Below are 21,264 nucleotides of genomic sequence, written 5' to 3'. Positions count from 1 at the left end.
GCGGCGCACCCCACCGGGTGCGCCGCCTTTTTTACTCCCGCTTCCCGTCCAGGTTCCGTCACAGCGCCGGCTGGCGATCCTCCACGACCTTGCCGGCGGTCAGCCGGAGCAGATGGTCGGCCACGTCGAAATAGCGGTCGTCATGGGAGATGACGATGATGGTCTTGCCCAGCGCCTTCAGGCTCGGCAGCAGTTCGGTGTAGAAGATCCGCCGGAAGGTCGGATCCTGATCGGCGGCCCATTCGTCGAACACCAGCACCGGCCGCTTCTCGGTCCAGGCCTGGAGAAGGGCCAGGCGCTTGCGCTGACCGGTGGACAGGTCGGTGGTGCTGAACACGCCGTCGACGACGCTGACCTTATGGGCGATCTCCAGCCGTTCCAGATAGGCCTGGGCATCCTCTGGCACGCTGTCGTTCGCCTGGATCAGGTCGTCGAACAGGAAATAGTCGGCGAAGATGGTGGTGAAGAGCTGACGGTAATCGTCGCGCGTCTCCGGTGTCACCGGCCGGCCGTCCAGCAGGATCTGGCCTTCGTGAGGGGGGTAGAGGCCGAGCAGCATCTTGATCAGCGTGGTCTTGCCGCAACCGTTCTCGCCGACGATGAACAGGATCTCGCCGCGGCCAACCCGCAGCGAGACGGGACCGAGCACGAAGGGCTCCACGCCGGGTCCGGCCGGCGGATAGACGTAGCGGGCGTCGCGCAGCTCCAGCCGGTCGATGGTCGCGGGCGGTCCGCCCTCGTCCTTCATCAGCAGATGCGGTTCCGGCGAGGCGAATTCCGCCGACAGGTCGGCGATGCGGCGGAAGGCGACCTGGGCGCGGCTGACGATGGGCAGGGTGCCGATCAGATGTTCCAGCGGCCCCTTCATGTAGAGCAGGACCAGGATGAAGCCGCTCAGCGTCCCGCGGTCGGTGCTGGGCCACAGCGCTTCGACGCCGAGCGCCACCCCGATGACGATGAAGAACAGCGTCGACCCGAATCCCTTGGCGATGACGAAGAGGTTGATCGACCGGATCTGGATGTCGCAGATGCGGTCGATGGTGCCGCGCAGCGCCTCGCTCTGCAGCCGCAGCCGACGCGGACGGTTGATGCGCAGTTCCTTCGCCCCTTCCGCCAGCGAGCGGTAATGCTTCTGCAGCTCGTCCTCGTGGGCGCGCGCCTCGTGGAAGCCTTCGATGCCGCGGACGCGCGCCACATACTGCACGGCGCTGCCGATCAGGATGGCGGCGGCCGTCGCCAGGAACATCGGCCAGGACAGCACCGCCAGGTAGCACAGGCTGCCCAGCGTGACGCTGAGCGACACCGCCAGTGGAGCGAAGGCGAAGGCGAAGTCGCTGATGGTGTCGACGTCGTGGGTCAGCACGGGGATCAGGCGGTGGCTGCGGTAGCGTTCGAGCTGATCGATCGGCGCCGTCAGGATGCGGTCGCCCAGATCCCTGCGCAGCCGCGCGATGACCTTCTGCCCGATCCGGTTGGTGCCGATGTCGGAAAGGACCGAGCCCGCGAGCGCCAGGGCGCACAGGCCGGCGAAGGCGAGCAGGATCCCGGCGCCCGGACTATCGCCTGCATGCAGGATGCGGTTGATGGTGGCCAGCAGCCCGGTCACGCTGAGCCCGCCCAGCACCCCCAGCAGGGTGGCGGCGGTCAGCATCGGCCAGGAGGGGCGAAGCAGCTGGAGCAGAGCGGCGAGGCTGGTGCGGGGTGGCGTCGGCATCGGGGTTCCTGCGGGACGGGAGCGAAGGCGGCCGGCACGAAGGCTCCGCCGTGGAAGCGGATGCGCGCGGCCGTCCTGACTTAGGACGAACGAGCGGGGCGAAACTGAAACCGTTATCCTCCGGAACCGGTTTTCCCGACTGCCGATCTTCTCGACGGCTGGCTTCCCGGAACCGGCCCCCGCGATCCGCGCCTGTTCCCCCACCCCCTTGCCCTTGCCTGCCACGGAAGGTCGCATCCGTCGCCGCGGACATGGGGGTTTCTCTGCTCGATTACCTCGCGTAGAGTTCATCCTGTCCGGCTCGCCTTGCGATCCATCCCCTGCTTGTCCTATAGCTGCCGAACGCCTTCCGGAGCCGAGCGCGCCCGTATGCCTCCGTCTCATCCTTCCGACGACGACCGCGTGACCGAAGAGGCTGCGGACTGGTGCCTGCGCCTGCAATCGGCCGAGGTCAGCGACGCCGATCGCGCCGCTTTCGAACGCTGGTGCCTGATGGACCCGCGCCATCTGGTGGAATTCGACGCGATGCGGGAGATCTGGGGCCTGTCCGCCAGTCTGCGCCCGCGGATGACCGTGGTTCCCGAGACGGCGGCGGCACACCCTGCACCGGGCCGCGGGCGGACAGCGCGGTCCGCCGCCGTCGGGGTTCCGTCGCGGCGGCGGCGCTGGGCGATGGCGGCCTGCATCGCGGCGACCCTGGCCGCCTGCTGGCCGGTGGGCTGGTCGTTCGGCGTGCTGCCCGGGCGTGTCGATGTCTTCCTCGGCGGCGGCCGGCACCGCATGGTCGAGTTGCCCGACGGCTCCACCGTGGACCTGAACGTCCACACCAACCTGTTCTATGCCCAGTTCCGCGACCGGCGCAGCGTCCTGATGGACCATGGCGAGGCCTATTTCGCGGTCGCGCACGATGCCGGATTGCCCTTCACCGTCTTCACCGCCGGTCATCGGGTCCGGGTGACGGGGACGAAGTTCAATGTCTGGGCCAATGACGGCGATCTCGCCGTGACGCTGGCAGAGGGGTCGGTCACCGTGAGCGCCGACGCGGCGGCGGGAGGAGAGCCTTTGCGGCTGACGCCCGGCATGCAGGGCCGCTTCGCCCGCGACAGCCGGTTCGGCAGCGTTGCGCACGTCGATCCGCTGCGGATTCTGTCCTGGCGCGAGGGCAGGCTGGTGTTCGACAACATCACGCTGGCCGAAGCGGTGCCCCTGCTGAACCCCTATCTGTCGCAGCCGCTGAGGCTGGCCGACCGCAAGGTGGGGGCGATGCGCATCGGCGGCGTGTATGACGTCGCCGATCTGGACCGCGTGGCGGCGTCCCTTCCGCGGGTGCTGCCGGTGACGCTCGCGTCCAAGGACGGCGAACTCCTCGTTTCGGCCCGCTGACCCCGACCATCCGCGAGCACAGTCCGTTCGCCGCCGCCGATTCCGAACCGGCGGGGTAAATCCGGCCGTCCCTGCTTCGTCACTACTGGAGACCGCGGTCGTGCCTGATGGCGCGCCGCGCACAGTCTGGCCGCCCCGGTCGACCGTACCGGAAACCCCGGCGGCCGGATCAGCGTCAAGCCAGCCGGCGATGGGAAATTCCAGATGGTTGCTCAAGACTCCGTGGACCTGGTCCGCCGCTTCATCGGTCTGCCGGTGGAAAAGCGCAAGCTGTTCTGGCGCGCCATGCGCGACGAGGCCGTGGACCTTTCGCTGCTGCCGATCCCGGCGGACCTCGCCCCGGCCACGGAGGCGCCGCTGTCCCATGCGCAGCGCCGGATGTGGGCGCTGTGGAAGCTCGACCCCGACAGCGGCGCCAACAATATTTTCAGCGCGACGCGCCTCGCCGGGGATCTCGACCGCGACGCGCTGTCCCGCGCCTTCGAACATCTGCTGGACCGCCATGCAGCTCTGCGGACTGTGTTCCGCCAGGGCGACGGGGAACCGGTGCAGACCGTCCTCGAAGAGACCGAATTCCGGCTGGCGGTCGACGACCTGAGCCATCTGCCGGCCGATGGGCGCGAGGGTGCCGCACGTCGCCTGATCGAGGAGGAGGCGCAGGCACCCTTCGATCTGGAGGCCGGTCCGCTCCTGCGGGCGCGCCTCGTCCGGCTGGGGCAGCAGGACCATCGTCTTCTGGTGACGATGCACCACATCGCGTCGGATGGCTGGTCGATGGCCGTGCTGATCCGGGAGTTCGCGGAGCTGTACCGTGCCATACGGCGCGATGGAAGGATCGACCTGCCGCACCCCCCGATCCGCTATGCCGATTACGCCCTGTGGCAGAGGAACATGCTGGAGGCGGGCGAGGCGGAGCGGCAACTCGCCTATTGGCTCGACCGTCTGGGGGGAGACCGGGCGCCGCTGGAATTGCCCGCCGACCGGCCGAGGCCTGCGCGGCAGAGCCACCGCGGCGCCATCCTGCGCTTCACGCTCGGCGCGGAACTGGCCGGGACGTTGCGCGCCTTCGCCCGCGAGACCGACGTCACGCTGTTCATGCTGTTGCTGACGGCCTTCACGATGCTGCTCCACCGCCACAGCGGGCAGGGAGATATCGCCATCGGCGTGCCGGTCGCCAACCGCAACCGTGCAGAGTGCGAGGGCGTCGTCGGCTTCTTCGTCAACACCCAGGTTCTGCGCCCGCGGATCGACGGGCGCGACCGCGTCGCCGACCTGCTCGATCGGGTCAGGGAAACGGCGCTGGAGGCGCAGGCGCATCAGGATCTCCCCTTCGAACAACTGCTGGAGGCGCTGAAGCTGGAGCGCAGCCTCAGCTACAATCCGCTGTTCCAGGTGATGTTCAACCACCAGCGCCGCGATGGCCGTGCAACCTCCGTGATGGATGGTCTGCGGGTGGAGCCGATGGCGCTCGACAGTGCCGTGGCCAGCTACGACCTGACCCTCGACACCGTGGAAGAAGAGGGCGGCGGGATCGAGGCTGCCTTCACCTACGCAACCGATCTCTACGACCATGTCAGGATCGACCGGTTGCGCTGCCATTTCGAGACGCTTCTGTGTGGCCTTGTGGCGGATGCCGGGCGACGGGTGGGCGAGGTGCCGCTGCTGACCGGGCAGGAGCGGGCCCGCTTCGCCGCGTGGAACGCACCGGTCGCCGCCGAGGCCATCGAGCCGGTGCATGCCCGCATCGCCGCCATGGCCGCCGCTCTCGGTGACCGGCCGGCGGTGGTGGACGGCGGTCCCGGGGGCAGTACTCTCGGCTTCGCCGCGCTCGACCGCCGGGCCAACGCCCTGGCCTGCCGGCTGGCCGCAGCCGGCGTCGGGCCGGAGGTCCGCGTCGGCGTCGCCCTGCCGCGCGGACCCGCCATGATCGTCGCCCTGCTGGCGGTGCTCAAGGCCGGCGGCGCCTATGTCCCGCTGGATGCCGCCTATCCGCGCGAGCGCCTAGCCTATCTGATCGGCGATGCCGGCATCGCCCTGCTGCTGACCGATGGCAGTCTGGCGGACCGGCTGCCGTTGCCGGACGGCCTGCCGAGCCTGCTGCTCGACGGCCTGCCGGCCGAGGAGACCGACGCCGCACCGGCGGTGGCGGTGCTGCCCGGCAGCCTCGCCTACGTCATCTACACCTCCGGTTCCACCGGCCTGCCCAAGGGGGTCGCGGTGGCGCACGGCCCGCTCGCCATGCATTGCCGGGCCATCGGCGCGCTCTATGCCATGACCCCGCAGGACTGCGAGCTGCATTTCATGTCCTTCGCCTTCGACGGCGCGCATGAACGCTGGCTGACCGCGCTGACCCACGGCAGCCGCCTGCTGGTCCGCGACGACAGCCTGTGGACGCCGGAGCAGACCTACACGGCGATGCGGCGCCATGGCGTGACGGTGGCGGCGTTCCCGCCGGTCTACCTGCAGCAGCTGGCCGAGCATGCCGGGCGCGAGCGGACGGAGCGGGGGACCGCCCCGCCGCCGGTGCGGGTCTACTGCTTCGGCGGCGACGCGGTTGGGGAGGCGGCCTTCGAGCTTGCCAGGGAGGCGCTGCAACCGGAGCACATCATCAACGGCTACGGCCCGACCGAGACGGTGGTGACGCCGCTGATCTGGAAGGCGGGCCGGCAGGACCGCTGCGGTGCCGCCTATGCACCGATCGGCCTGCGGGTGGGCGACCGCACCACCCATGTCCTGGACGGCGACCTGAACCCGGTCCCGCTTGGCGTGGTCGGGGAGCTTTATCTTGGCGGCGCGGGGTTGGCGCGGGGCTACCTGAACCGTCCCGGGCTGACGGCAGAGCGCTTCGTCGCCGATCCGTTCTCGGCCGGCGGTGGGCGGCTCTACCGCACCGGCGACCTCGTGCGCCAGCGCGGGGACGGGGTGATCGAGTATGTCGGGCGGATCGACCATCAGGTGAAGATCCGCGGCTTCCGCATCGAACTCGGTGAGGTGGAGGCACGGCTGCTTGCGCAGGAGGGTGTGCGCGAGGCGGCGGTGGTCGCCCGCGACGGCAGCTCCGGCAAGCGGCTGGTCGGCTATGTCGTGCCGGTCGGTGCGGAGGCGGACGATTTCGTCGAGCGGCTGCGCGGCGGGCTGAAGGCGGCGCTGCCGGACTACATGGTTCCGTCCCACCTCGTGGTGCTGGAGCGGTTGCCGCTGACGCCGAACGGCAAGCTGGACCGCAAGGCCCTGCCCGAGCCGGAGCTGGCGTCGTCGTCGGCCCAAGTTCAACCGCGTAGCGATGCCGAGCGCGCTTTGGCGGCGCTGTGGTGCGAGCTGCTGCGGCTGGAGAGCGTCGGCATCACCGACAACTTCTTCGAGCTGGGCGGAGACTCCATCCTCTCCATCCAGCTGGTCAGCCGCGCCCGCCGCCACGGCCTCGCCTTCACCCCGCGCGACGTCTTCGAGCACCAGACCCTGGAGGCGCTCGCCCGCGTCGCCCGCAGCGATGCCGGCGCTCCGGCCACCCCGGTCACCGGGCAGGGTGCTGTCAGCGGAGCGCTGTCGTTGACGCCGATCCAGCGCTGGTTCTTCGAGGAGCCGATCCCCAGCCGCAGCCACTGGAACCAGTCGGTGCTGCTGCGGCTGCGCCGGTCGGTCGATCCGGCGCTGCTGGAGCGGGCGCTCACGGCCCTGCTGGCCCATCACGACGCCCTGCGGCTGGTCTTCGCGATGGATGGCAGCGCCGGGGACGGCCGTGCCGAGCATTTGCCGCCCGAGGCGGTGCCGCCGGTGCTGTGGCAGCGCGTTGCCGCCGATGCCGAAGCGCAGGAGCGGCTGTGCGAGGAGGCCCAGCGCAGCCTCGACCTCGACCATGGCCCGCTGCTGCGCGCCCTGCTGGTCGAGCGTAGCGATGACGGCGGGCAGCGCCTGCTGCTGGCGATCCACCATCTGGTGGTGGATGGTGTGTCCTGGCGCGTGCTGCTGGAGGATCTGCAACTGGCCTGCGCTCAGCTGGAGCGGGGCGAGGCGGTGGTGCTGCCGGCCAAGACCGCCTCCTTCCAGTCCTGGGGCGAGGCGCTGCGCCGCCACGCCGCGAGCGGGGCGCTGAGGGATGAGCTGTCCTGGTGGCGCGACAGCCTGACAGGGGCTCCGGCCGGGCTTCCGGGGGTGGTGGAGCCGGTGCCGGCTGAGGCGCTGAGGGTGGCGACATCCGCCGTGGCGCGGACGCGGCTGGATGCCGGCTGGACGAAGCGCCTGCTGTCGTCGGCGCCCGCGGCCTACCGAACGCGGGTGAACGACCTTCTGCTGACGGCGCTGTCGCGGGTGCTGTGCCGGTGGAGCGGTGCAGACTCGGCACTGGTGCAGCTGGAGGGTCATGGCCGCGAGGAGCTGGTGAGCGGCCTGGACCTCAGCCGCAGCGTCGGCTGGTTCACCACCGCCTATCCGGTGCATCTGCGCCCAGGCGGGGAACTGGAGGCAGCGATCAAGGCAGTAAAGGAGCAGCTGCGGGCGGTTCCATCCAACGGGCTTGGCTACGGCGTGCTGCGCCATCTGGGCGACGCGGAGGCGCAGGCGACGCTGTGGGCGCTGCCCGAGGCGCGGGTGACCTTCAACTATCTGGGCCAGTTCGACGGCAGTTTCGACGACACCGCCCGCTTCGTGCCGGCCGACGAGCCGGCGGGCAGCAGCCAGGATGCCGATGCGCCTCTGGGCAACTGGCTGACGCTGAACGGTCAGGTCTATGACGGGGAGCTGGTGTTCGACTGGAGCTACAGCCGGGCTGTGCTGGCGCCATCGGTTGTGGAGGGGCTGGCCTCGGCCTATGGGGAGGAGCTTCGGGCGCTGGTTGCGCATTGCGAGACCTCGGCCGGCGGGCTGACGCCGTCGGACGTTCCGCTGGCCGGCCTGACGCAGGGGCAGCTGGACGCGCTGCCGCTGCCGGCGCGCGAACTGGAGGATCTCTACCCGCTGACGCCGATGCAGCAGGGCATGCTGTTCCATGCGCTCTACGAGCCGGGTGGCGACGCCTACATCAACCAGATGCGGGTGGATGTGGACGGGCTGGACGTGGCGCGCTTCCACGCGGCCTGGCAGGGGGCGGTCGATGCGCATGACAGCCTGCGGGCGGGCTTCCTGTGGGACGGCCTGGAGCAGCCGTTGCAGGCGATCCGGCGCAAGGTCGCGGTGCCGCTGCGGCTGGAGGACTGGCGCGGCGATGCGGACCCGATGGTGCGGCTGGAGGCGCTTGCGGCGGCGGAGCGGCAGGCCGGCTTCGACCTTGCGGCACCGCCTCTGCTGCGGCTGGCGGTGGTGCGCACGGGCGCGGAGCGCCATCATGTGATCCTGACCAGCCACCACATCCTGCTGGACGGCTGGAGCAGCTCGCAGCTTTTGGGGGAGGTGCTGCAACGCTATGCCGGCGTCGTGCCGGCGGCGGACGGCGGCCGCTTCCGCGACCATGTGGCCTGGCTGCAAGGGCGCGACAGGGCGGCGTCCGAGGCCTTCTGGCGCAACCGCACCGCCGAACTCCAACAGCCGACCAGGGTTGTCTCGCTGCTGCCGTCCGGCCCGCAGGCGGACCCCTTGCCTGAGCGGGATGGGCAGGGCGAGCATCGCTGCGTCTTCACCGTGGAGGAAACCCGTCGCCTCACCGACCTTGCCCGTCGCTGCGACGTCACGCTGAACACGCTGATGCAGGCGGCCTGGGCCGTCCTGCTGCGGCAGCATGGCGGCCAGGACACCGTTGCCTTCGGCACCACCGTGTCCGGCCGCCCGGCGGATTTGCCGGGGGTGGAACACCGGCTCGGCCTGTTCATCAACACGCTGCCGGTGATCCTGACGCCCCATCCCGCGATGCCGGTGGCAGACTGGCTCCGCACGGTCCAAAGCCGCAACCTCGACCTGCGTGAGCATGAGCACACGCCGCTCGGCGATATTCAGCACTGGTCGGGCCAGTCCGCATCGGGCGATGCCGGCGGTGCCCTGTTCGACAGCCTGCTGGTGTTCGAGAGCTATCCGGTCGCCGAGGCGTTGCGTCAGGGAAGCCCCGGCGGGCTGCGCTTCTCGCCGGTGATCGGTTATGAGCGGACCAGCTATCCGCTGACCATCGCGATCATGCCCGGCGACCGGCTGGGGTTGCATCACCGCTACGACCGCGCGCATCTGACGGGGCCGGCGGTGGCGCACCTCGCCGGCCATCTACGCCGTCTTCTGCTGGCGATGGCCGAAGCCCCGAACCGGCCGCTCGGTGCCTTCTCCGTGCTGGACGAGGCCGACCGCGACCGTATTTTCGGCGCCTGGAACCAACCGGAGCCGATGGACGCGACGCCCTTGCCGCGTCTGTTCGAGGTGCAGGCCGCCCGCAGTCCGGATGCCACCGCGGTTATCGCCGGCACGCGCAGCGTGAGCTATGGCGATCTCAACCGGCAGGCCAACCGGCTGGCCCATCGGCTGCGCGCGCTCGGTGTCGCGCCCGGTGTCCCGGTCGCCGTCATGCTGGAGCGGACGGAGGTTCTGCCGACCGGTCTTCTGGCGATCCTGAAGGCTGGCGGTGCCTATGTTCCGCTCGACCCCGACTATCCCGCCGACCGTGTCGCCTACATGCTGGCCGACAGCCAGGCGGCACTGGTCGTGACGCAACGCAGCCTGCTGCCCCGTCTTCCGGCGGGCGGGGGCCTGCGGCTGCTGGCGCTCGACGATCCGGCGCTCGGTCTGGAGAACGGCCCGGCGGACGATCCGCTGCCGGTCAACAGGGCGGAGGGCGCCGCCTATGTCATCTACACCTCCGGCTCGACCGGACGGCCGAAGGGTGTGGTGATCGAGCATCGCAACGCCTCGGCCCTCATCGACTGGGCATTGCGGCTTTACCGGCCGGAGCAGTTGCAGGGGGTCCTGGCCTCGACCTCCGTCTGTTTCGATCTTTCGGTCTGGGAATTCTTCGTCACGCTGAGTGCCGGCGGGCATGTGGTGATGGCCGACAACGCCCTGGCCTTGCCCGACCTGCCGGCCCGCGACCGCGTGTGCCTGATCAACACGGTACCGTCGGCTATTGCCGGCCTCCTGCGCTCCGGCGGTATCCCGGCTGGTGTGCGGACCGTCAATCTGGCGGGCGAGCCGTTGGCTCAATCGCTGGTGGATGACCTCTATACCGCCGGTATCGCCGACGTCTACGACCTCTACGGCCCGTCGGAGGACACGACCTATTCGACCGTGACCCGTCGCGAGGCGGGGGGCCGCGCCAACATCGGCCGTCCCATCGATGGGACCTGCGGCTATGTCCTGGATGGCGACCTGAACCCGGTACCGCTTGGCGTGGTCGGGGAGCTTTATCTTGGCGGCGCGGGGTTGGCGCGCGGCTACCTGAACCGTCCCGGCCTGACGGCGGAGCGCTTCGTCGCCGACCCGTTCTCCAGCGGCGGCGGGCGGCTCTACCGCACCGGCGACCTCGTGCGCCAGCGCGGGGACGGGGTGATCGAGTATGTCGGGCGGATCGACCATCAGGTGAAGATCCGCGGCTTCCGCATCGAGCTTGGCGAGGTGGAGGCGCGGCTGCGGGCGCAGGAGGGCGTGCGCGAGGCGGCGGTGGTCGCCCGTGACGGCAGCTCCGGCAAGCGTCTGGTCGGCTATGTCGTGCCCGCCGACGACGGGGTTGCCGGCGATGGGCTTGTCGAGCGGCTGCGCGGCGGGCTGAAGGCGGCTCTGCCGGACTACATGGTTCCGTCGCATCTCGTGGTGCTGGAGCGGTTGCCGCTGACGCCGAACGGCAAGCTGGACCGCAAGGCGCTGCCCGAGCCGGAGCTGGCGTCGTCGTCGGTCCAAGTTCAACCGCGTAGCGATGCCGAGCGCGCTTTGGCGGCGCTGTGGTGCGAGCTGCTGCGGCTGGAGAGCGTTGGCGTCACCGACAACTTCTTCGAACTGGGTGGAGACTCCATCCTCTCCATCCAGCTGGTCAGCCGCGCCCGCCGCCACGGCCTCTCCTTCACCCCGCGCGACGTCTTCGAGCACCAGACCCTGGAGGCGCTCGCCCGCGCCGCCTGCAGCGACGCCGGCGCTCCGGCCACCCCGGCCGCCGAGCAGGGGGCCGTCGGCGGAGCGCTGTCGCTGACGCCGATCCAGCGCTGGTTCTTCGAGGAGCCGATCACCAATCGCAGCCACTGGAACCAGTCGGTGCTGCTGCGGCTGCGCCGGTCGGTCGATCCGGCGCTGCTGGAGCGGGCGCTCACGGCCCTGCTGGCCCATCACGACGCCCTGCGGCTGGTCTTCGCGATGGATGGCAGCGCCGGGGACGGCCGTGCCGAGCATTTGCCGCCCGAGGCGGTGCCGCCGGTGCTGTGGCAGCGCGTTGCCGCCGATGCCGAAGCGCAGGAGCGGCTGTGCGAGGAGGCCCAGCGCAGCCTCGACCTCGACCATGGCCCGCTGCTGCGCGCCCTGCTGGTGGAGCGGGAGGATGACGGCGGGCAGCGCCTGCTGCTGGCGATCCACCATCTGGTGGTGGATGGTGTGTCCTGGCGCGTGCTGCTGGAGGATCTGCAACTGGCCTGCGCTCAGCTGGAGCGGGGCGAGGCTGTGGTGCTGCCGGCCAAGACCGCGTCCTTCCAGTCCTGGGGCGAGGCGCTGCGCCGCCACGCCGCGAGCGGGGCGCTGAAGGATGAGCTGTCCTGGTGGCGCGACAGCCTGACGGGGGCTCCGGCAGGGCTGCCGGGGGTGGCGGATCCGGTCTCCCCCGAGGCGCTGAGGGTGGCGACATCCGCCGTCGCGCGGACGCGGCTGGATGCCGGCTGGACGAAGCGTCTGCTGTCGTCGGCGCCCGCGGCCTACCGGACGCGGGTGAACGACCTGCTGCTGACGGCGCTGTCGCGGGTGCTGTGCCGGTGGAGCGGCGAAGCGTCGGCGCTGGTGCAGTTGGAGGGGCATGGCCGCGAGGAGCTGGTTGGAAGCCTGGACCTCAGCCGCAGCGTCGGCTGGTTCACCACCGCCTATCCGGTGCATCTGCGCCCAGGCGGGGGAGCCGGTGGAGAGATTGGCGCGTCGATCAAGGCGGTGAAGGAGCAGCTGCGGGCGGTGCCGTCGAACGGGCTTGGCTTTGGCGTGCTGCGCCATCTGGGCGATGCGGAGGCGCAGGCAACGCTGCGGGCGCTGCCCGAGGCGCGGGTGACCTTCAACTATCTGGGCCAGTTCGACGGCAGCTTCGACGACACCGCCCGCTTCGTGCCGGCCGACGAGCCGGCGGGCAGCAGCCAGGACCTGGATGCGCCCTTGGGCAACTGGTTGACGCTGAACGGGCAGGTCTATGACGGGGAGTTGGTGTTCGACTGGAGCTACAGCCGCGCGGTCCTGGCGCCATCGGTTGTGGAGGGGCTGGCCTCGGCCTATGGGGAGGAGCTTCGGGCGCTGGTCGCGCATTGCGAGACCTCGGCCGGCGGGCTGACGCCGTCGGACGTTCCGCTGGCCGGCCTGACGCAGGGCCAGCTGGACGCGCTGCCGCTGCCGGCGCGCGAACTGGAGGACCTCTACCCGCTGACGCCGATGCAGCAGGGCATGCTGTTCCATGCGCTCTACGAGCCGGGTGGCGACGCCTACATCAACCAGATGCGGGTGGATGTGGACGGGCTGGACGTGGCGCGCTTCCACGCGGCCTGGCAGGGGGCGGTCGATGCGCATGACAGCCTGCGGGCGGGCTTCCTGTGGGACGGCCTGGAGCAGCCGTTGCAGGCGATCCGGCGCAAGGTCGCGGTGCCGCTGCGATTGGAGGACTGGCGCGCCGATGCGGACCCGATGGTGCGGCTGGAGGCGCTTGCGGCGGCGGAGCGGCAGGCCGGCTTCGACCTTGCGGCACCGCCTCTGCTGCGGCTGGCGGTGGTGCGCACGGGCGGGGAGCGCCACCATGTGATCCTGACCAGCCACCACATCCTGCTGGACGGCTGGAGCAGCTCGCAGCTTCTGGGGGAGGTGCTGCAACGCTATGCCGGCGTCGTGCCGGCGGCGGACGGCGGCCGCTTCCGCGACCATGTGGCCTGGCTGCAAGGGCGCGACAGGGCGGCGTCCGAGGCCTTCTGGCGCAACCGCACCGCCGAACTCCAACAGCCGACCAGGATCGCGGCGGCCAGCGGGCAACCGGATATCGGCCAAGGGCATGGAGTCTTCGAACTTGCCTTCGACGAACGGGAAACCGCGCTCCTCGTCCGCTTCGCCCGTCAGAGCCAAGTGACGCTCAACACGTTGGTTCAGGCCGCTTGGCTGCTGCTTCTGCACCGGCGGACCGGACAGAAGGCGGTGGCGGCCGGCGTGACGGTCTCCGGCCGGCCGGCCGAACTGCCGGGCATCGAAAAGCAGATCGGCCTGTTCATCAACACGCTGCCGCTGGTCGGCACGCCGCATCCGGCCCAGACCGTGTCGGGGTGGCTGACCGATCTCCAGGCCAGCAATCTCGAAATGCGGGAGCACGAACACACGCCGCTGGCCGACATCCAGCGCTGGTCCGGCCATGGCGGCGAGATGCTATTCGACAGTCTGCTGGTGTTCGAGAACTATCCGCTGTCCGACGCGCTTGGCCGCGGGGAAACCGGCGGCCTGCGCTTCGGCGCTCCACAGAATCATGAGCTTACCTCCGTCCCGTTGACCCTGCTGATGGGCGCCGGAAAGCAACTGACGTTGACCTTCAGCCATTGGCGCGATCGTATCGGCGACGAGGAGGTCCGCCGTTTCGCCGCACAGACCCGACGGCTTCTGCTGGCCCTGGTCGAGGATGCCGGGCGCCGGTTGGGTGAGATCGGCTTGCTCGACGAGGAGGGATGGCGGAGCTTCGCCCGCTGGAACGCGACCCGCGACGGGACGCTGACCGCCGGCCCCCTGGTGCCGGAGCTTATCTCGGAACAGGCCGGCCTGCATGGCGGGTGTCCTGCGGTGAGCTTCGGCGGCCGGACGCTGAGCTATGCCGAGCTGGAGGCACAGGCGAACCGGCTGGCCCACCGGCTTCAGGCGCTGGGCGTCGGCCCGGAGGTGACGGTCGGCGTCGCCGCCGAACGCTCGCTGGAGCTGGTCGTCGGCCTGCTGGCGGTGATGAAGGCGGGCGGCGCCTATCTGCCCCTCGATCCGGAACTGCCACCCGCCCGCCTTGCCGCCATGGCCGCGGACGGCGGCATCGCCCTGCTGCTCACCCAGTCCCATCTTGCCGGCAGGCTGGGCGGCGAGGCGCTGCCCGAGGCTGTCCGCCTGCTGCTGCTCGACGCCGAGGACACCGACGCCGAGAACACCGGGGGACTGCCGGACACGCCGCCAGCGGCCGGGCTGCGGCCGGAGAACCTCGCCTACCTGATCTACACCTCCGGCTCCACCGGCACGCCCAAGGGGGCCGGCAACAGCCATGGCGCCCTGTTGAACCGGCTGGCCTGGATGCAGAAGGCCTACCGGCTGTCTCCGGGCGAGCGGGTGTTGCAGAAGACGCCCTTCGGCTTCGACGTCTCGGTCTGGGAGTTCTTCTGGCCGCTGATGGTGGGAGCGCATCTGGTGGTGGCGGCGCCCGGCGAGCACCGCGACGCGGCCCGGTTGGTGGCGCTGATCCGCGGGGAGGGCATCGACACGCTGCACTTCGTGCCCTCCATGCTGCAGGCCTTCCTGGAAGAGCCGGGGGTGGAGCATTGCACCAGCCTGCGCCGGGTGGTGTGCAGCGGCGAGGCTCTGCCGGCGGCGTTGCAGGACCGGCTGTTCGCCCGGTTGCCGCAGGTCGGCCTGTACAACCTCTATGGCCCGACGGAGGCGGCGATCGACGTCAGCCATTGGACCTGCCGGGCCGGGGAGGGCGGTGCGGGCGGCGGGGTGCCGATCGGCGTGGCCATCGACAATCTGCGGCTGCATGTGCTGGACGAGTGCCTGAGCCCGCTTCCGGCCGGCGCGGTCGGCGAGCTTTACATCGCCGGTGCGGGTCTGGCGCGGGGCTATCACCGGCGGGCCGGGCTGACGGCGGAGCGTTTTGTCGCCGACCCGTTCTGCGCCGACGGCGGTCGGATGTACCGGACGGGCGATCTGGCGCGGCGGCGCGGGGACGGGGTGATCGAGTATGTCGGACGGATCGACCATCAGGTGAAAATCCGCGGCCTGCGGATCGAGCTTGGCGAGATCGAAGCTGTGCTGCGCGGCCATCCGGCGGTGCGGGATGCGGTGGTGGTCGCCCGCGACGGTGTGGGCGGCAAGCGTCTGGTCGGCTATGTCGCCGCCGATGCGGACGCGGAACTGCCGCGGCGGCTGAGGGAGCATCTTAGCCGCGCTCTGCCGGACTACATGGTTCCGTCGCATCTCGTGGTGCTGGAGCGCTTGCCGCTGACGCCCAACGGCAAGCTCGACCGCAAGGCCCTGCCCGAGCCGGAGCTGGCGTCGTCGTCGGCCCAAGTTCAGCCGCGCAGCGATGCCGAGCGCGCTTTGGCGGCGCTGTGGTGCGAGCTGCTGCGGCTGGAGAGCGTCGGCGTCACCGACAACTTCTTCGAACTGGGCGGAGACTCCATCCTCTCCATCCAGCTGGTCAGCCGCGCCCGCCGCCACGGCCTCTCCTTCACCCCGCGCGACGTCTTCGAGCATCAGACCCTGGAGGCGCTCGCCCGCGCCGCCCGCAGCGATGCCGGCGCTCCGTCCGCTTCGGTCGCCAGGCAGGGCAGCGTCGGCGGTGCGCTGTCGCTGACGCCGATCCAGCGCTGGTTCTTCGAGGAGGCGATCCCCAACCGCAGCCACTGGAACCAGTCGGTGCTGCTGCGGCTGCGCCAGCCGGTCGATCCGGCGCTGCTGGAAAGGGCGCTCTCGGCCCTGCTGGCTCATCACGACGCCCTGCGGCTGGTCTTCGCTGGAGGCGGACGTGCCGAGCACCTGCCGCCCGAGGCGGTGCCGTCGGTGCTGTGGCACCGCGCCGCCGCCGATGCCGGAGCGCAGGAGCGGCTGTGCGAGGAGGCCCAGCGCAGTCTCGACCTCGACCATGGCCCGCTGCTGCGCGCCCTGCTGGTGGAGCGGGAGGATGAAGACGGAGATCGGGGCGGGGAGCAGCGCCTGCTGCTGGCGATCCACCATCTTGTGGTGGACGGCGTGTCCTGGCGCGTGCTGCTGGAGGATCTACAGCTGGCCTGCACGCAGCTGGAGCGGGGCGAGGCGGTGCTGCTGCCGGCCAAGACTGCGTCCTTCCAGTCCTGGGGCGAGGCGCTGCGCCGCCACGCCGCGAGCGGGACGCTGAGGGATGAGCTGTCCTGGTGGCGCGACAGCCTGACGGGGGCTCCGGCCGGGCTGCCGGGGGTGGCGGAACCGGTCTCCCCCGAGGCGCTGAGGGTGGCGGCATCCGCCGTGGCGCGGACGCGGCTGGATGCCGGCTGGACCAAGCGCCTGCTGTCGTCGGCGCCCGCGGCCTACCGGACGCGGGTGAACGACCTTCTGCTGACGGCGCTGTCGCGGGTGCTGTGCCGGTGGAGCGGCGCAGCCTCGGCACTGGTGCAGCTGGAGGGTCATGGCCGCGAGGAGCTGGTGGGTGGCCTGGACCTCAGCCGCAGCGTCGGCTGGTTCACCACCGCCTATCCGGTGCATCTGCGCCCAGGCGGGGGAGCCGGCGGAGAGATTGGCGCGTCGATCAGGGCGGTGAAGGAGCAGCTTCGGTCGGTGCCGTCGAACGGGCTTGGCTTTGGCGTGCTGCGCCATCTGGGCGATGGGGAGGCGCAGGCAGCGCTGCGGGCCCTGCCCGAGGCGCGGGTGACCTTCAACTATCTGGGCCAGTTCGACGGCAGCTTCGACGACACCGCCCGCTTCGTGCCGGCCGACGAGCCGGCGGGCAGCAGCCAGGATGCCGATGCGCCTCTGGGCAACTGGCTGACGCTGAACGGTCAGGTCTATGACGGGGAGCTGGTGTTCGACTGGAGCTACAGCCGGGCGGTGCTGGCGCCATCGGTTGTGGAGGGGTTGGCCTCGGCCTATGGGGAGGAGCTTCGGGCGCTGGTTGCGCATTGCGAGGCCTCGGCCGGCGGGCTGACGCCGTCGGACGTTCCGCTGGCCGGCCTGACGCAGGGGCAGCTGGACGCGCTGCCCCTGCCGGCGCGCGAACTGGAGGACCTCTACCCGCTGAGCCCGATGCAGCAGGGCATGCTGTTCCACGCGCTGGAAGGGGCCGCGGAGGGCGAAAGCCCCTATGTGACGCAGCTCGCCGTCGAGGTGGAGGGGCTAGAGGAGACCCGCTTCGCCGCCGCCTGGGCCTGGGTGACGGCGCGCCATGCCGTGCTGCGCACCGGTTTCCTGTGGGGCGGCGCGCCTTCCTCCCCGTTGGCCGCCCCGTTGCAGGCGGTGTGGGAGCGGGTGGCCGATGCGGTGTCGGTGCTGGACTGGCGCGACCGCGGCCTTGCCGGCGCCGAACTGGAGGAGGCCCTGGGGGCCTTGGCGCGGGAGGAGCGTGCCCGCGGCTTCGAGCTTGGCCGTCCGCCGTTGCAGCGGGTGGTTCTGGTGCGGCTGCCGGGGCGACAGGGCCGGGGGCGCCATCGCCTGATCTGGACCAGCCATCACCTGCTGCTGGACGGCTGGAGCAGCGCGCGTCTGGTGGCGGAGGTGCTGGGCCGCTACCGGGGAGCGGAGGTGGGCGGCGCGGCGGGCCGCTACCGCGACTACATCGCGTGGTTGGGGCGGCAGGATGGTGCGGCGTCGGAGCGCTTCTGGCGCGGGCGCCTGTCGGGGCTGGAGGCGCCGACGCTGCTGGCGGCCAGCCTGCCCTGCCGGGCTCCGCAGGCGGGGCACGGCGTGGTGTGGCTGCGACTGGATGGCAATGCGACGCGGCGGTTGCAGGCGTTCGCGCAGGCGCAGCGGGTGACGCTGAACACGCTGGTGCAGGGGGCTTGGGCGCTTCTCCTGCACCGCTACAGCGGTCAGGAGACGGTGGCGTTCGGCGCGACGGTGTCGGGCCGTCCGGCGGAGCTTGCCGGCGTCGAGGAGACGCTGGGGCTGTTCATCAACACGCTGCCGGTGGTGGAGCGTCCGCCGTCTGGCGAGCGGGTGGGGGAGTGGCTGCGCGGATTGCAGCGGCGGAACCTGGAGATGCGCGAGCACGAGCACACGCCGCTGCACGAGGTGCAGCGCTGGGCCGGCACCAGCCTCGGCACCAGCGGCGGCGCGCGGGCCCTGTTCGACAGCATCCTCGTCTTCGAGAACTATCCCGTCGACGAGGCCATCAAAAACCAAAACGACCAGACTGTCAGATTCGGAGCGACGGACCGGGTCGACGTGACCGGATTCGCCATGGATTTGGAGGTGTCGGTCGGTGAAGAGCTGGAGGTCAAGTTCATACACCGCCGCGATCTGATCGACGGCGATCTGTGCAACCGTATCCAAGGCCATTTCGAGACGGTTCTGTGTGGTCTTGCGGCGGATGCCGGGCGACGGGTGGGAGAGGTGCCGCTGCTGACCGGGGAGGAGCGGGCCCGCTTCGCCGCGTGGAACGCACCGGTCGCCGCCGAGGCCTTCGAGCCGGTGCATGTCCGCATCGCCGCCATGGCCGCCGCGCTCGGTGACCGGCCGGCGGTGGTGGACGGCGGTCTTGATGGCGGTCCGGGGGGCGTTCCGGGGGGCAGCACTCTCGGCTTCGCTGCGCTCGACCGCCGGGCCAACGCCCTGGCCTGCCGGCTGGCCGCGGCCGGCGTCGGGCCGGAGGTCCGCGTCGGCGTCGCCCTGCCGCGCGGACCCGCCATGATCGTCGCCCTGCTGGCGGTGCTCAAGGCCGGCGGCGCCTATGTCCCGCTGGATGCCGCCTATCCGCGCGAGCGCCTCGCCTACCTGATCGGCGATGCCGGCATCGCCCTGCTGCTGACCGATGGCAGTCTGGCGGACCGGCTGCCGCTGCCGGACGGCCTCCCGAGCCTGCTGCTCGACGGCCTGCCGGCCGAGGAGGCCGACGCCGCACCGGCGGTGGCGGTGCTGCCCGGCAGCCTCGCCTACGTCATCTACACCTCCGGTTCCACCGGCCTGCCCAAGGGGGTCGCGGTGGCGCACGGCCCGCTCGCCATGCATTGCCGGGCCATCGGCGCGCTCTATGCCATGACCCCGCAGGACTGCGAGCTGCATTTCATGTCCTTCGCCTTCGACGGCGCGCATGAACGCTGGCTGACCGCGCTGACCCACGGCAGCCGCCTGCTGGTCCGCGACGACAGCCTGTGGACGCCGGAGCAGACCTACACGGCGATGCAGCGCCATGGCGTGACGGTGGCGGCGTTCCCGCCGGTCTACCTGCAGCAGCTGGCCGAGCATGCCGGGCGCGAGCGGACGGAGCGGGGGACCGCCCCGCCGCCGGTGCGGGTCTACTGCTTCGGCGGCGACGCGGTGGGGGAGGCGGCCTTCGAGCTGGCCAGGGAGGCACTGCAACCGGAGCACATCATCAACGGCTACGGCCCGACCGAGACGGTGGTGACGCCGCTGATCTGGAAGGCGGGCCGGCAGGACCGCTGCGGTGCCGCCTATGCACCGATCGGCCTGCGGGTGGGCGACCGCACCACCCATGTCCTGGACGGCGACCTGAACCCGGTACCGCTTGGCGTGGTCGGGGAGCTTTATCTTGGCGGCGCGGGGTTGGCGCGGGGCTACCTGAACCGTCCCGGGCTGACGGCAGAGCGCTTCGTCGCCGACCCGTTCTCCAGCGGCGGCGGGCGGCTGTACCGCACCGGCGACCTCGTTCGCCAGCGCGGCGACGGGGTGATCGAGTATGTCGGGCGGATCGACCATCAGGTGAAGATCCGCGGCTTCCGCATCGAACTCGGTGAGGTGGAGGCACGGCTGCTTGCGCAGGAGGGTGTGCGCGAGGCGGCGGTGGTCGCCCGTGACAGCACGTCGGGCAAGCGTCTGGTCGGCTATGTCGTGCCGGTCGGCGACGGAGTTGCCGGCGATGGGCTTGTCGAGCGGCTGCGCGGCGGGCTGAAGGCGGCTCTGCCGGACTACATGGTTCCGTCCCACCTCGTGGTGCTGGAGCGGTTGCCGCTGACGCCCAACGGCAAGCTGGACCGCAAGGCGCTGCCCGAGCCGGAGGCTGCCGCATCGTCGGGGCAAGTTCCGCCGCGCAGCGTGGCCGAACGGGCGCTAGCGGCGCTGTGGTGCGAGCTGTTGCGGCTGGAGAGCGTCGGCGTCACCGACAACTTCTTCGAGCTAGGCGGAGACTCCATCCTCTCCATCCAGCTGGTGACCCGTGCAAGGGCGCTGAAGCCGCTTGGGGTGTCCTTCAAGCTTCGTGACCTGATCCGCAAGCCAACCATCGCCGAACTGCTCGGGACTGCCGCGGAAACAAATGCGGCGAAGGGCGGACCGTTGCCGATCATGGCCCTGAACCGGCAGCTTGCCGGACAGCCGCCGCTGGTCTGCATCCATGCCGGCTTCGGCACGGTCTTCGATTATGAACCGCTGGCCCGTCGCCTCGACGGGCGGCGGAGCGTGCTGGCGATCCAGTCGCGCATGCTGCTCGATCCGGCATGGCGGGACCGTTCGCTGGAGGAGATGGCGCGAGACTATGTCGACTTGCTGCGGGCGCGGCAGCCGCAGGGCCCCTACGAGCTGCTCGGCTGGTCGCTGGGAGGAACGATTGCCGCGCTGATGGCGGCCGAGCTGGAGCGCCGGGGGCAGCGTGTGCGGCGCCTTGCCCTGCTCGACCCCTTCGTGCCATTGCCGGACATCGGCGAGTTTGGCGGCGAGTTTGGGCTGGATGACTGGCGCGACGATCTTGCCGGCTTCCTTGCGGTGATGTTGCCGGGGGTGGTTGTCGGCCCTCCCGCGGCCGGGTCCGAAGACGCCGACGCGATCAGAAGCGTCATCTCCCAGGCGCTCGATACTCCCCGGACCGGCGGCGCTGAAGGGCTGGGGACCGCGATGGGGGCGGAGGAGCTGACCCAGGCCTTCCTGACCGCCCGTCATCTGAAGCGGCTGTCCGTAGCCCTGCCGGCCTGCCTGCCGGTCGACGCCGCTGTGCAGGGCTGGTGGGTCACCGGCCGCGACACCGACCGGCTGCGCCTGGAGACGCAGCTCGGCGGGCGCCCGCAGTCCTGGTGGACACTCGGCTGCGGTCATTTCGAGGCGCCGCGCGACGAAGGCTTCCTGGCGGACATCGCCAAACATCTGGCCGGGCCGGCGGTGGAACGGCCCGACGCCCCTGCCGACGCCCCTGCCGCCGACCTAGCGGATGCCGCGGAGTGAGCGCGCCC

At 70.9% G+C, this 21,264-nt stretch carries 3 protein-coding genes; 2 read left to right on the top strand and 1 reads right to left on the bottom strand.

The features are described 5' to 3' along the window. Nucleotides 1-58: 58 nt before the first annotated feature. Nucleotides 59-1,714, bottom strand: coding sequence for a cyclic peptide export ABC transporter (locus tag ABNQ39_RS17205; RefSeq protein ID WP_376962028.1), 1,656 nt, complete (start codon nucleotides 1,712-1,714; stop codon nucleotides 59-61). A 369-nt stretch (nucleotides 1,715-2,083) separates the two neighbouring features. Here ABNQ39_RS17205 and ABNQ39_RS17200 point away from each other — a divergent pair, with 369 nt between their 5' ends. Both ABNQ39_RS17200 and ABNQ39_RS17195 read left to right on the top strand, forming a co-directional pair. Beyond that, complete coding sequence (locus ABNQ39_RS17200; protein WP_376962026.1) at nucleotides 2,084-3,097, top strand: FecR family protein; 1,014 nt, start codon at nucleotides 2,084-2,086, stop codon at nucleotides 3,095-3,097. A 204-nt stretch (nucleotides 3,098-3,301) separates the two neighbouring features. Further along, nucleotides 3,302-21,256, top strand: a complete 17,955-nt coding sequence (locus ABNQ39_RS17195; RefSeq protein WP_376962024.1) for a non-ribosomal peptide synthase/polyketide synthase — start codon at nucleotides 3,302-3,304, stop codon at nucleotides 21,254-21,256. The last annotated feature ends 8 nt before the right edge of the window (nucleotides 21,257-21,264 follow it).

The organism is Azospirillum sp. A26 (genome assembly GCF_042604635.1).
GTDB lineage: Bacteria > Pseudomonadota > Alphaproteobacteria > Azospirillales > Azospirillaceae > Azospirillum > Azospirillum palustre.
Note: the sequence above shows the minus strand (reverse complement) of the source record. Positions and strands in the feature narration are given on the sequence as shown.

What these genes read in the sequence shown, in the direction of transcription:
- ABNQ39_RS17205 (WP_376962028.1), bottom strand. Translation starts at nt 1,714, where the DNA reads ATGCCGACGCCACCCCGCACCAGCCTCGCCGCTCTGCTCCAGCTGCTT.
- ABNQ39_RS17200 (WP_376962026.1), top strand. Translation starts at nt 2,084, where the DNA reads ATGCCTCCGTCTCATCCTTCCGACGACGACCGCGTGACCGAAGAGGCT.
- ABNQ39_RS17195 (WP_376962024.1), top strand. Translation starts at nt 3,302, where the DNA reads ATGGTTGCTCAAGACTCCGTGGACCTGGTCCGCCGCTTCATCGGTCTG.